16 protein-coding genes are annotated in these 12,252 nt (G+C 39.5%); 2 read left to right on the top strand and 14 right to left on the bottom strand.

Annotated features, from left to right (window positions below):
• Positions 1–25 precede the first annotated feature (25 nt).
• The 8 genes from Q0779_RS00770 to ffh all read right to left on the bottom strand — a co-directional run bounded on the left by Q0779_RS00770 (position 26) and on the right by ffh (position 6,873).
• Entirely contained in the window at positions 26–376 is a 351-nt protein-coding gene (locus Q0779_RS00770) for a hypothetical protein (RefSeq protein ID WP_298768493.1), read from the bottom strand.
• Positions 377–551: 175 nt separating this feature from the next.
• Positions 552–1,691, bottom strand: a complete 1,140-nt coding sequence (tyrA, locus tag Q0779_RS00765; protein WP_298768491.1) for a bifunctional chorismate mutase/prephenate dehydrogenase — start codon at positions 1,689–1,691, stop codon at positions 552–554.
• 22 nt (positions 1,692–1,713) lie between these two features.
• On the bottom strand, positions 1,714–2,790 hold the full coding sequence (locus tag Q0779_RS00760; protein WP_298768489.1) for a 3-deoxy-7-phosphoheptulonate synthase: 1,077 nt from the start codon (positions 2,788–2,790) through the stop codon (positions 1,714–1,716).
• A 480-nt stretch (positions 2,791–3,270) separates the two neighbouring features.
• Positions 3,271–3,624, bottom strand: coding sequence for a 50S ribosomal protein L19 (gene rplS / locus Q0779_RS00755; protein WP_298768487.1), 354 nt, complete (start codon positions 3,622–3,624; stop codon positions 3,271–3,273).
• Between the two features lie 33 nt (positions 3,625–3,657).
• Complete coding sequence (gene trmD, locus Q0779_RS00750) at positions 3,658–4,404, bottom strand: tRNA (guanosine(37)-N1)-methyltransferase TrmD (protein WP_298768485.1); 747 nt, start codon at positions 4,402–4,404, stop codon at positions 3,658–3,660.
• A 15-nt stretch (positions 4,405–4,419) separates the two neighbouring features.
• Positions 4,420–4,950 (bottom strand): ribosome maturation factor RimM, encoded by a 531-nt coding sequence (rimM, locus tag Q0779_RS00745; protein WP_298768483.1) that lies wholly within the window; start codon positions 4,948–4,950, stop codon positions 4,420–4,422.
• 19 nt (positions 4,951–4,969) lie between these two features.
• Positions 4,970–5,221 carry a 30S ribosomal protein S16 gene (rpsP, locus tag Q0779_RS00740; RefSeq protein ID WP_248938369.1) on the bottom strand — a complete coding sequence of 84 codons (252 nt, stop codon included), beginning with the start codon at positions 5,219–5,221 and terminating at the stop codon, positions 4,970–4,972.
• A gap of 278 nt (positions 5,222–5,499) precedes the next feature.
• Positions 5,500–6,873 (bottom strand): signal recognition particle protein, encoded by a 1,374-nt coding sequence (gene ffh, locus Q0779_RS00735; protein ID WP_298768475.1) that lies wholly within the window; start codon positions 6,871–6,873, stop codon positions 5,500–5,502.
• A 339-nt stretch (positions 6,874–7,212) separates the two neighbouring features.
• On the opposite strand from ffh, the gene Q0779_RS00730 reads away from it, so the two are divergent.
• Both Q0779_RS00730 and Q0779_RS00725 read left to right on the top strand, forming a co-directional pair.
• On the top strand, positions 7,213–8,001 hold the full coding sequence (locus Q0779_RS00730; protein WP_298768473.1) for an inner membrane protein YpjD: 789 nt from the start codon (positions 7,213–7,215) through the stop codon (positions 7,999–8,001).
• Between the two features lie 116 nt (positions 8,002–8,117).
• Positions 8,118–9,386 carry a CNNM domain-containing protein gene (locus Q0779_RS00725; protein ID WP_298768471.1) on the top strand — a complete coding sequence of 423 codons (1,269 nt, stop codon included), beginning with the start codon at positions 8,118–8,120 and terminating at the stop codon, positions 9,384–9,386.
• Between the two features lie 9 nt (positions 9,387–9,395).
• On the opposite strand, the gene Q0779_RS00720 is transcribed toward Q0779_RS00725, so the two are convergent.
• From Q0779_RS00720 to Q0779_RS00695, 6 genes are read right to left on the bottom strand one after another with little or no spacing between them, the layout of a single operon-like run.
• Positions 9,396–9,836 carry a hypothetical protein gene (locus Q0779_RS00720; protein ID WP_298768469.1) on the bottom strand — a complete coding sequence of 147 codons (441 nt, stop codon included), beginning with the start codon at positions 9,834–9,836 and terminating at the stop codon, positions 9,396–9,398.
• 60 nt (positions 9,837–9,896) lie between these two features.
• Positions 9,897–10,346: a hypothetical protein gene (locus Q0779_RS00715; protein ID WP_298768466.1), complete on the bottom strand. Its 450-nt coding sequence runs from the start codon at positions 10,344–10,346 to the stop codon at positions 9,897–9,899.
• A 14-nt stretch (positions 10,347–10,360) separates the two neighbouring features.
• The gene (locus Q0779_RS00710) at positions 10,361–10,798 is read right to left on the bottom strand and encodes a hypothetical protein (protein ID WP_298768463.1); all 438 of its coding nucleotides are present in this window, start codon (positions 10,796–10,798) and stop codon (positions 10,361–10,363) included.
• Positions 10,799–10,835: 37 nt separating this feature from the next.
• Positions 10,836–11,282 carry a hypothetical protein gene (locus Q0779_RS00705; protein WP_298768461.1) on the bottom strand — a complete coding sequence of 149 codons (447 nt, stop codon included), beginning with the start codon at positions 11,280–11,282 and terminating at the stop codon, positions 10,836–10,838.
• Entirely contained in the window at positions 11,275–11,712 is a 438-nt protein-coding gene (locus Q0779_RS00700) for a hypothetical protein (protein ID WP_298768459.1), read from the bottom strand. The genes Q0779_RS00705 and Q0779_RS00700 overlap by 8 nt, the downstream gene beginning before the upstream one ends.
• A gap of 40 nt (positions 11,713–11,752) precedes the next feature.
• A complete protein-coding gene (locus Q0779_RS00695) occupies positions 11,753–12,202 on the bottom strand; it encodes a hypothetical protein (RefSeq protein ID WP_298768457.1) in 450 nt (149 codons plus the stop codon).
• Between the last annotated feature and the right edge of the window lie 50 nt (positions 12,203–12,252).

Below are 12,252 nucleotides of genomic sequence, written 5' to 3'. Positions count from 1 at the left end.
ATGTGTTACTTCACGTAAATTAAGACTATATTGATCTGCCTTCAAGTAAGCTCAGCCACCCTTTAAAAAGACGCGCAGTAAACCACAGGGTTCCCAATAAATAGAGAGCAATACTTGCCCATAAGGTCTCCAAGCTATAGCCTAATAACAACACGGCTAACAAACCAAACATTGAACGGCGTTGCCACCCTAAATGGGATTTTAACACTTCACCTAAATTCGCTTCACGCTGTAACATATTAATCAGCAAGCTCAATAATGAAGGTAATAACAATAGCGGAAAAGCAGCTAAGAGCCCATACAAAAAATGACCTAAACTTGTATCCTCCTGTAAAGTCTCAGAAGGTAAGTTTGACGGTGAAGTGATTAAAGTCATAAATTTACTCCATAAAGGAAAGACTGGTTAGGAGCAAATCCATTCGTATCCTAATGTTAACTTTACTGTCTATCAGGCTTTTCTGCAACTTTGAGAATGTAACAAAAGGATCGAAAACAAATCAACAATACAAAAAAGAGAGGAAACCTCTCTTTTTATGTAAATAATGCAATGTCTAATCACTTTTCATGTCATTAACGGATTGCAACATCGCACGGCTTTCTTTTTGGAATTGTGAAGCAAAATCGCCAAACCAAGTAGACACTCCTTTAAATTGCTCAATAAAGCCTTCTTTATCACCTTGCTGTAATAAGGCTAATGCTTGAGTATAATTTTTCAAATAATCACTGATCACTTGTAGACTGTCAGGCTGAGAAAAAATAATGTCGGCGTATAGCTCAGGACTTTGTGCAAAAAGCCTTCCCACCATCGCTAATTCAAGCCGATAAATAGGAGAACTAAATTGTAATAAGGTTTCAATATCAGCCGATTCTTTACAAAGATTCAACCCATAAACAAAAGAAGAAAAATGACGCATGGCTTGAACTAATTGCATTGATTTATCATGGGCTTTAGGCTCTGCTTCAACAAGCCTCGCGCCCCAAATCGTCATTTGCTCCAGTAACCATTGATACGCTTCAGGTTGCCTTCCGTGACACACGACCACAACTTGTTTTGCTAAACTGCCAACATCTGGACCAAACATGGGATGTAAACCTATCACAGGTCCATCATGAGCATTAAGCATCGCCGCTATCGGCTTAGATTTTATCGACGTTAAATCAGCTAATACACAGTCTTTAGGCAATTGAGTCAGCTTAGTCGCAATTAAATCACAGGTCATTTCAATGGGGACTGTCACAATCACTAAACCTGCTCCCTCAAATAAACTTTCTGCTTTATGCCAATCGTCTTTATCTAAGGATTTCACCTCATAGCCTGATAATGTCAACATTTGTGAAAATAAGCTGCCTAACTTACCTTGGCCTCCCACTACCACAACATGGCCTAAATCCGGCTTGACTTGCTTAAAGCCAACATCCTTCTCATTTTGATAAGACTCTCTCATTAAACGCCGCAATATATCCTCAATTAATTGAGGAGAGACATTCATATTTTCAGCCTCTTTACGCCGCTTTGCCAGCATTGCAGCTTCTCGTTGGGGCGCATAAATAGGCAAGCCAGCACCGTGCTTTACCGCACCGACTTGAGCGACCAAATCCAAACGTTTCCTCAATAAGTGAATTAATTGCTGATCCACACCATCAATTAACCCTCTTAAATTCTCAAGATCGGCTGTTGTTCTTTCATTCATGGGTGTTATTTCCATTCCTTAATCAGGATTTATCAAAACGGTGAGGTAATGTAGATGATAAACTTTCAGCGCCATTTCTCAATAGTGTTTCTGTTGTTTGCCAATTTATACACGCATCGGTTACCGACACACCATATGCAAGTTCACTCATTGGTTTATTGCTGCTTTGATTTCCTTCATTTAAATGACTTTCTAACATCACTCCAATGATGGATTTATTACCATTGCGAATTTGCTCAAAAACATCATTACACACTTGAGGCTGCTTAGAATGATCTTTAGAAGAATTTCCATGACTGCAATCAATCACCAATCTTGCATTTAACTTGGCAGCATGTAATTGCTCTTCACACTCTGCAACACTTTGCGCATCATAATTAGGTTTTTTGCCTCCCCGCAAAATAACATGACCATCTGGATTGCCCTCCGTTTTAAGCAACGCCACTTGACCTTGTTGATTGATCCCCATAAAGCGGTGACCACTCGCAGCCGACTCCAATGCATTAATCGCTACTTGTAATTTACCGTCGGTTCCATTTTTAAACCCAACAGGCATAGACAATCCTGAAGCCATTTCTCTATGGGTTTGCGACTCTGTTGTACGTGCACCAATCGCTGACCATGTGACTAATTCAGACATATACTGAGGACTAATAGGATCTAATGCTTCAGTCGCAACAGGCAGTTCTAGTTCTGCCAACCAAATCATCAACTCTCTTGCTTGACGTAAGCCTTTATCAACATTGAATGATTCATCCATATCGGGGTCGTTGATCATGCCTTTCCAGCCCACAGTAGTACGCGGTTTTTCAAAATAAACACGCATTAAAATGAAAAACTCATCACTCAGCTCGTCATGTAATTGCTTTAACTTTAATGCATACTCTTTAGCTGCATCCAAATCATGAATAGAACAAGGGCCAGTCACTATGAGCACTCTATTGTCACGTTTATGCACAATATCAGAAACGGTCTGACGTGCATTTAACACAAATTGACTCGCATGCTCGGAAAGCGGCAACGCCTGCTTCAGCGCTTTAGGGCTAATAAGCACCTCTTCAGAGGTAATATGAATATTGTTGATAGTGTCTTGCTGCATGTTTCCACCTAAAGCTGAATATACGACCAATAATGTAATGGTGAAATATTACACCATTACATGTTCAGTGTAAACAAGCCAAACTCAAACTTTTAAAATTAGACATTGGCTTATACCAATCTAAGAAAATAAGTGTTCATTCAGCGGGAATAAAAAATACGGTAGGCAAGGCAACGGTTTGAAGCTAATAGTTACTCTATATCGAAAACAGATAACGTAGCATAACGTATTTTTAAAACCGCACTGAGTGAGCCGCTCAGGCATTTCACTTCTATGTTGCATTCATTTAAAAGGGAATCACCATTACTGCATAAATGCGCCTTGAATTGAAACACCTGAGCGACTCTGAATTGATCATTTATTGACTTAAATTGGTATTATCATTAAACGAATGTTTCTCATGTCGTTAAAACACAAAAAACCGCCTCAAGGGCGGTTTTTTGTGCGAACACTGCATCTTTTTGTCTAACAAATAAAAAATTATTTGGTAGAAAGTTTCTCACGGATCCGTGCAGACTTACCTGAACGCTCACGTAGATAGTAAAGCTTAGCACGACGAACACGACCGCGACGCTTCACTTCGATGCCTGCGATGATTGGGCTATGCGTTTGGAATGCACGCTCAACACCTTCGCCATTAGAGATTTTACGTACTGTGAATGCTGAATGCAGACCACGATTACGTTTTGCGATTACAACGCCTTCAAAAGCCTGTAGACGCTCTTTTCCGCCTTCTTTAACACGTACTTTAACAACGACAGTATCACCTGCGCCAAATTCTGGTACGTCAGTTTTCATTTGCTCATCGTTGAGCATTTTAATGATGTTGTTCATGAATAAACTCCATTCTAGTGTAACTGAACCTAACTAACCATGCTTGTTCATGGTGTCGACAAACTCTGTTAATAACTCGGTTTGTTCGTCAGTCAGAGCTAGATTTTCAAATAATTCTGGTCGTCTCAATAAAGTCTTACCCAGACTTTGCTGTAAACGCCAGCGTCTAATATGTTCGTGGTTACCGCTTAATAAAACGGCTGGTACATCATGCCCATCCAAACATTCGGGACGCGTGTAATGTGGACAATCCAGTAAACCATCAGAGAAAGAATCTTGCTCTGCTGAAGCTTGCTTACCCAGCACACCGGGCACCAATCTCGATACTGAATCAATCAGTGTCATCGCAGGTAATTCACCGCCCGAAAGCACGTAATCACCAATCGACCACTCTTCATCCACTTCCGTTTGTATAATGCGCTCATCAATACCTTCATATCGTCCGCACACTAATACCAAACTTGATGACTTAGCTAACGCCTCAACGCCTTGCTGTGTGAGCTTGCGTCCCTGAGGTGATAAATAAATCACTTTTGCATCTTCGCCTGCTGCAGCTTTTGCTGCATGGATAGCATCACGTAAAGGTTGCACCATCATTAACATACCAGGACCACCACCATAAGGTCTGTCATCCACAGTATTATGTTTATCATGGGTGAAATCTCTTGGATTCCACGTTTGCAACGCTAAAAGACCCTTATTAACGGCCCGACCCGTTACTCCAAAATCGGTGATGGCACGAAACATCTCCGGAAACAGGGTGACTACCCCTAACCACATCAGCTGTACCTCGACTTAAAAGTCCGGATCCCAATCCACTAAAATCTGTTTTGCCGAAATATCCACTGATTGAATGAATTGTTCGGTGACAAAGGGGATCATACGTTCCGCTTTGCCAAAGCCATCTTTCGCATTAGCTTTAACAAGGAGTACATCATTCGATCCTGTTTCCACGATCTGTTGTACTTTACCCATGTTATAACCATTAGTGTTAATCACTTCACAACCAATCAGATCGCGCCAGTAGAATTCATCTACAGGCAAATCCAACATGTCTTCAGCAGGCACTGCAATCTCACAATTGGTGAGTATTTGCGCTTGTTCCCGCGTAGTCACACCTTCAAGTTCAGCGATAACCGCTTTTCCCTGAAAACGCCACTGAGTGACTTTCACTTCGCGCCATTCTCCTTGCTCTTTAATCAACCAAGGTGAATAGTCAAAAATACCTTCAACAGAATCGGTATAGGTAGTGATCTTCAACCAACCTTTAATGCCGTGACAGGAACCTAACTTTCCTAACACAACGGGTTCTTGTTTACTGCTCATCATCTATACCTTAACGCCATTAAGCCGCAGCTTTTTGTGCGTCTTTGATCAATTTTGCTACACGGTCTGAAGTGCCAGCACCGTTAGCAACCCAATGCTCAACTCGGTCAAGATCTAAACGTAATGTTTCTTCTTGGCCACGTGCTAATGGGTTAAAAAAGCCAACACGCTCGATGAAACGACCATCACGAGCATTACGGCTATCAGCAACTACGATATTATAAAATGGACGCTTTTTTGCGCCGCCACGAGCTAAACGAATGGTAACCATGCGTTTTATTCCTCTAATGATTTGCTTCTTAAAAGCAAAAATAAAAACTGATCCTCCGTGTTCGCGAAGAGTATCAGATAGAAAGCCGGAAGATTTTACCTTACTTCACGGCGAATGCAACAAAATTAGACGTTTTTACCGTGAATATTACGCCGATATCCAATAACAGGCTCACATCAGTTCTTTTCAAATTGATTCTAAAATACAAAAGCACATCGATTTGATGTGCTTTCTAGCAAATGTCTTCAATCAGACAAAATGACTGTGTTAATTAACGGCTAGCGTCCAGGCATCTTCATTCCAGGTGGAAGCATGCCACTCATACCGCGCATCATTTTTTTCATGCCGCCTTTTGAAGACATTTTCTTCATCATTTTTTGCATTTGCGAAAACTGCTTCAATAAACGATTCACGTCTTGAATTTGCGTACCGGAACCCGCAGCAATTCTCCGCTTACGCGATCCTTTAATGATATCAGGGCGCTGGCGCTCAGCAACAGTCATTGAGTTAATGATTGCTTCCATTTGCCCTGTCATTTTACCATTTTGGACTTGAGCTAAAGCATCTGGTGGTAATTGTCCCACACCAGGCAGCTTTTCTATCATATTCATCATGCCGCCCATATTTTGCATTTGAGAGAGCTGCTCACGAAAATCTTCTAAATCAAAGTTGCCACCTTTCTTCACTTTCGCGGCGAGCTTCATCGCTTTATCTTGGTCAACGCCTCGCTCAACATCTTCTATCAGCGAGAGCACATCACCCATACCTAAAATACGTGATGCGATACGATCGGGATGAAATGCTTCTAATGCATCGGTTTTTTCACCCACACCTAAAAATTTAATAGGTTTCCCTGTAATATGGCGTATTGACAACGCGGCGCCGCCACGTGCATCACCATCAACCTTTGTTAACACTACGCCCGTCAACGGTAATGCTTCATTGAACGCTTTTGCTGTATTGGCCGCATCTTGACCTGTCATGGCATCCACAACAAATAAGGTTTCAACAGGTTTCACCGCAGCATGTAAATCTTTTATTTCATCCATCATGGCATCGTCAACATGTAAACGGCCAGCAGTATCGAGGATCACCACATCGATAAATTTAAGCTTAGCATGTGCAATCGCCGCATTTGCGATATCAAGCGGTTTTTGACTCACATCCGATGGAAAAAAGTCAACTTCAACTTCTGATGCTAAAGTCTCAAGTTGTTTAATCGCTGCAGGGCGATAAACATCGGCACTGACCACCAACACGGATTTTTTCTCACGTTCACGCAAGAACTTTGACAGTTTGGCCACACTGGTGGTTTTACCCGCACCTTGAAGACCTGCCATCATGATCACAGCGGGAGGCTGCATCGATAAGTCTAAGGCTTCATTCGCCTCACCCATCGCATTTTCTAATTCACTTTGAACGATTTTAATGAACGCCTGACCTGGACTTAAACTTTTTGAGACTTCTTGTCCAACAGCACGCTCTTTAACACTATTAACAAACTCTCGTACCACAGGCAGGGCAACATCGGCCTCAAGCAACGCCATGCGGACTTCGCGAAGTGTATCCTTAACATTGTCTTCTGTTAAGCGACCACGGCCACTGATATTCTTCAGAGTGCGTGACAATCTGTCAGTTAAGTTCTCAAACATTATCCAGTTCTTACCGTTTCATTTTACTATAGATAGGTAAGTATTATAGCGATGCCCAGATATTATGCTACTGCTCACTTTGATTATCCTAAAAAGGAGCGCACATCATTTATCAAAAATGCGAACTAACACCAAGGTTCGATTCAATTTTACGCTTATTATTGCCTAACAGTATCCCGCTCATGTTATCCTTAGCCATAAACAAAATGAGAGGTGTCGTAATAGGGTGGCAATCGTTCAAAATCAATTACCGTTCCATGAAATAGAAAGACTAAAAGACATGCGCATTATTGGATGTTATCGTTCGTTAATATCAACAAAGTCATAGGCTAATACTTAATGATTATTTTTTCAGCTTCTGCCATCTTATTTTATTTTCTTGCTTTGCTCCTTATCGCAAGTAAGCTTTTTCATAATGAAGGGCCTAATCGTCAAGTCGTGGCCATTTTTGCCGCCATCGCCGTCGGATTGCACGCAGCGGCATTAGCTGAGGCCATTTTTACAGGTAATGGACAAAATTTCAGTCTGACCAATGTGATTTCTCTGGTCAATTGGATTATCGCCTTTAGTTTCACTTTACTCATATTTAGAGTCAAAGTGATCATGGTATTACCTGTGGTTTATGCCTGCTCTATTTTATCTGTAGCCTTACTCTGGTTATTGCCGCCAAAACTCATCATACATTTTGAGCTTTATCCTGAAGTCCTCGCCCATGTTATTTTATCATTAATGGCTTACAGTGCATTAATGATTGCTGCTTTATACGCTATTCAGTTAGCCCTTATTCAACACAAACTAAAAAGCAAACAACTCATTTTAAGCCCCTCTATTCCGCCTTTAATGACAGTAGAAAAACAGCTTTATCACTTAGTCATTATTGGAGTGATTTTACTCAGCTTAGCATTAGCCACTGGCTTTATTTTCTTAGATGATATGTTTGCCGACGGAAAAGGACACAAAACCGTATTATCTATGCTAGCTTGGCTCGTCTATATTGCCATGTTAGCTCAACAATACTGGGTAGGATGTAAAATACGAACAGCGGTGATTTATACGCTTTCAGGCGCCACTTTATTATCGCTTGCCTATTTTGGTGCTCGTATTGTCAAAGAGCTTATTTTAAAATAAGATTAATTTTCGTCACTCTTAGTCGATAGTATTAGCATTGGTTACAGAGTAAACGCATAACAATCCATTACATTATCAAATTTAGATTGTTCATTACCCCTTAAACGGAGCCCTTTTTGGACGCAATACATACCAGTGCACTTTTTATTATTCTCATAGTGCTCATTATACTGTCAGCCTACTTTTCTGGCACAGAAACAGCAATGATGACGTTAAATCGTTATCGACTTCGTCATTTAGCCTCTAGTGGCCATAAAGGCGCATTACGAGCAATTAAGTTGCTTGAACGTCCAGATAGACTTATTGGGCTCATTCTAATTGGTAACAACTTAGTTAATATTCTTGCTTCAGCCATTGCGACTATTATCGGCATACGCTTATATGGTGATATGGGCGTTGCAATAGCCACAGGCGTCTTAACGCTAGTCGTATTGGTTTTTGCCGAAGTTACACCTAAAACGGTTGCGGCCTTACATCCTGAACGCATCGCTTTTCCTTCGAGCATCATAATAAAACTCCTATTAACCCTACTCTCGCCTCTCGTCAAAGTGGTCAACCTTATAACCTCTGGTTTTTTACGGTTGCTATGCATCCATACCCAACAAAGTAGTGATGCCTTAAGCCAAGAAGAACTTCGCACCGTTGTCCATGAAGCAGGAGCATTGATCCCACAACGACATCAAGAGATGTTATTGTCTATCTTAGATCTTGAAAAAGTCACCGTAGAAGACATCATGATCCCAAGAGCTGAGCTCTACGCCATCAATATCAATTCAGACTTTAAGCTTATCAACAAACAAGTCATTCAAAGTCCACATACACGTATTCTTTTGTATAGAGATAATATTGATGATGCAGTGGGCTTTGTACATATTCGCGATGCTCTGCGATTACAAGCAAAAGAACAATTTAGTAAGTCCTCACTGCTCAGAGCAGTGAAAGAGCTCTATTTTATTCCTGAAACGACGCCCCTTAACGTGCAATTAGCGAATTTTCAACAAAATAAAGAAAGAATTGGTATGGTTGTCGATGAGTATGGTGATATTCAAGGCCTTGTTACCCTTGAAGATATCCTTGAAGAAATTGTCGGAGATTTTACCACCTCAATGATGCCAGCACCCAGTGAAGAAATCAAAAAGCAACAAGATGGCAGTTATCTCATAGAGGCAACAATTAATATTCGAGAGCTCAATAAAGAAATGAATTGGCACTTTCCGACTAACGGCCCCAAAACATTAAGCGGTTTAGTCGTAGAGTACATGGAAGAAATTCCCAGTCCAAATACCAGCATGAGAATTGCAGGATACCCTATTGAAGTGGTTGATATAGGAGATAATCGTGTTAGAACCGTCAGGGTTATTCCACAACATTATAAAAAGACTTAACAATCAAACCTATTGACTCTTCTTAGCCGTTTTTTCAATGTTCGTTATGATATAACTCCCTGTATTTTGACGAACATTGGGTTTCACAGAGCCTTGAATTTGACTATAGATATACTTCCCAGTCCTGTTTGAATCACAAGCAAAAACGAATTTTGACTCTGTTAACTCTTTACCTAGTGTCAATTGGTAACTCAGCACCGCAACAGTTGGGTTTAATCTGTTATATTGATAACTTCCATGGCTCGCTTCTTTATTACTTAAGTTTGTATCATTAATTTTATCCTTAGATAATGTTAGCTCATGTAAATTTCCAGCTTTAGGATTGGAAGGTTGATAAAATAAATCGATAACTAATATTATCCGTTTATTCGTCAATACATCAGGTAAACTGCAGTCTTTTGCTTCTAAACTGGTAGCCACCAAACAAATCAATAGAAATTGTAATCTCATCAGCCCCTCCCATTAAATTACAGCCCACAATTCCTTACCCTAAGCTATATATTCTCTCTATTATTGAAAAAAATAACGCCCAGTATTTTGGCGTATTGAAGGTTGAATACCACTTTCTATGCCACTAAAGATATAATAACCCGTCACATCTGTCTGACAAACAAATGTATTTGTGTAATAACCAGTTTCATTCATATTATTAGTCACTTTTTGCTCTTCAACTTTTAATTCAGCCAAGTCAGGTTCGAAACGGCGATAAGTATATTTTCCAATAAATTTTTCACCTGTTTGTAAATTATTAAGCAGATAACTTTGCTCATCAAAATAAATTTCAACAACTTGATTTGCCAAAGGGTTTGTCGGTGAAGCAATGCCATATATATGTAAAATCATTACCTTGCCAAACAATTCCTTAGGTAATTGACACTCGTCAGCCACACTTATTGTACTCAATATCAATAGTATTGTAGTAACAGTGAATCGTTTCAATACTTGTTTAATCAAATACATTTAGCACTCCATAGTTACTCAGCTTTCAAGGAGGATTGAATAACATATATGCCAATGTCATGAGCAGGAGTCAATGGTGTAGATCCTTGAAGAAGTTTAAACAGTACAAAGCCCATTTTATCTGTTTGGCACACTAATGTTTTTGAATACTGTATTAAGCTGTCCCCCGTTCCCTCCGCAACCGTAAAACGCGCAATTTTTGACTTAATTCGTTGATATTGATACTTTCCAGAAAAGCGTTCACCAGTATCTAAGACTTCAATATCATAGGTAAGGTTATCGAATTTAGATTGAAGTAACATTCCAGCCATCTCATTATGAGGTGTATACCGATCTGAGATATTAAACAGTATAGTCATACCCATAAACGATTCAGGCAGCTTGCAATCATTTGCCTGGGCCTGAAATAAACCCATCAAAAATACAAATAGACAAAACAATAATGCCTTCACTCACTCACCTTTTACATGTTTATTAAAAATAATAAAATCATAATAACTCTATTGTTTTCTTTAAAATATACTTACCTGTTACTGGCTTTTCAAACAAATTGAATCCCTTGACACTTGCCTCTGGGCTATAAATTAACTTGCCCACAATATCCGTCCCACAAACAAGAATATCTCGATATAATAAAGTGTCTAATCGAGAGGTTCGATAAACTTCAATAAAGGCTATATCAGGAGGAAAAGTAGAATAAACATAATACGCCTTAAACAACTGACCTGTCGTTAAGCTTTCATTCTCAATCATGTTATTTGAAAATGATAACTTTCTGAGTGCCATAGTGTTCGGGTCCACCTTGTAATCCATTCCACTGAGCTCAAAAAATAAAGTATAGCCTGATAATTTATCAGGTAAACGACATTGTTTGCTCTCAGCTTTTGCAAAGAAGCTACTCACAGCAATCAATATGGCTAAAATCAGTTTATTCACTCTTTTCACTTTGAGTATCGATAATAAATACACCCGTATTTTGTCTAATGTCAGGTTTATACCACCCTTTGGTTTGACTAAAAATCACAAAACCTGTGGTATTCGTTTCACAGACTAATGTCTCTGAATATATTGACACGACTTCATCACTTCCCTCAAAGACACTAAAGCGAGCTAACATTGGGGTTAATCGACGGTAATCATAAACCCCATTCATTTTTTTCCTCGTATTAAGTATAGTCACCTGATAAGTCTTTTCTTCAAATACATATTCTATCACCATGTCAGCCAACACATTATCTGGTGTATAAACGCCATTCACTTTAAAAAGTAAAGTCTTCCCTTGTAAACTGGTGGGTAACTGGCACTTACTCGCCATACTCTGGGCTGAGAACATAGACAGGATCACCAAAGCTAATAATATCCGCATTTTCATCCTTAATAGACCGACTAGAATTTCATGCACCCTGTCACTCACGCAAAATATAAAATCCTGTATCGTGTTTCACATTAGGCATTCTCTCACCATACTCTAAGCTATAAATAAAATATCCTTGTATATCACTAATACAGACTAATAATATCTGATATTTAGAGATCATATCCCCCATCACCTCAAAGACACTGATAAGACCTAAATCACTATCAATACGCTGGTAAGTGTACTTGCCAGGAAAAATATAATTATCTTGAATAATATAATTAACAAAACTATTTATATCAAAAGAGTACTGCATCAGACCTATCACCTCAGGACTATTAAAAGAGTATTCTTCATCCACCGATAATATCAGATCTTTTCCATTTAACGCATCAGGCACATGACACATCTGCCCACTATCAGCCACAGAGGTAGAACTAAGTAACCCAAAAAGCATAATAAGCCAAATAAACTTAACTAGCATATCGATAATAAACAAAAAAGTTTGCCATAACTCTCCAAACGATAAATCATTTACAACATAAAAAC

Origin of the sequence: uncultured Shewanella sp. (assembly GCF_947491715.1) — a bacterium.
In the GTDB taxonomy this organism is placed as follows: domain Bacteria; phylum Pseudomonadota; class Gammaproteobacteria; order Enterobacterales; family Shewanellaceae; genus Shewanella.
Note: the sequence above shows the minus strand (reverse complement) of the source record. Positions and strands in the feature narration are given on the sequence as shown.

Coding starts and splice junctions, on each gene's coding strand:
- Q0779_RS00770 (WP_298768493.1), bottom strand. CDS start 376: ATGACTTTAATCACTTCACCGTCAAACTTACCTTCTGAGACTTTACAG.
- tyrA (WP_298768491.1), bottom strand. CDS start 1,691: ATGAATGAAAGAACAACAGCCGATCTTGAGAATTTAAGAGGGTTAATT.
- Q0779_RS00760 (WP_298768489.1), bottom strand. CDS start 2,790: ATGCAGCAAGACACTATCAACAATATTCATATTACCTCTGAAGAGGTG.
- rplS (WP_298768487.1), bottom strand. CDS start 3,624: ATGAACAACATCATTAAAATGCTCAACGATGAGCAAATGAAAACTGAC.
- trmD (WP_298768485.1), bottom strand. CDS start 4,404: ATGTGGTTAGGGGTAGTCACCCTGTTTCCGGAGATGTTTCGTGCCATC.
- rimM (WP_298768483.1), bottom strand. CDS start 4,950: ATGAGCAGTAAACAAGAACCCGTTGTGTTAGGAAAGTTAGGTTCCTGT.
- rpsP (WP_248938369.1), bottom strand. CDS start 5,221: ATGGTTACCATTCGTTTAGCTCGTGGCGGCGCAAAAAAGCGTCCATTT.
- ffh (WP_298768475.1), bottom strand. CDS start 6,873: ATGTTTGAGAACTTAACTGACAGATTGTCACGCACTCTGAAGAATATC.
- Q0779_RS00730 (WP_298768473.1), top strand. CDS start 7,213: ATGATTATTTTTTCAGCTTCTGCCATCTTATTTTATTTTCTTGCTTTG.
- Q0779_RS00720 (WP_298768469.1), bottom strand. CDS start 9,836: ATGAGATTACAATTTCTATTGATTTGTTTGGTGGCTACCAGTTTAGAA.
- Q0779_RS00715 (WP_298768466.1), bottom strand. CDS start 10,346: ATGTATTTGATTAAACAAGTATTGAAACGATTCACTGTTACTACAATA.
- Q0779_RS00700 (WP_298768459.1), bottom strand. CDS start 11,712: ATGCGGATATTATTAGCTTTGGTGATCCTGTCTATGTTCTCAGCCCAG.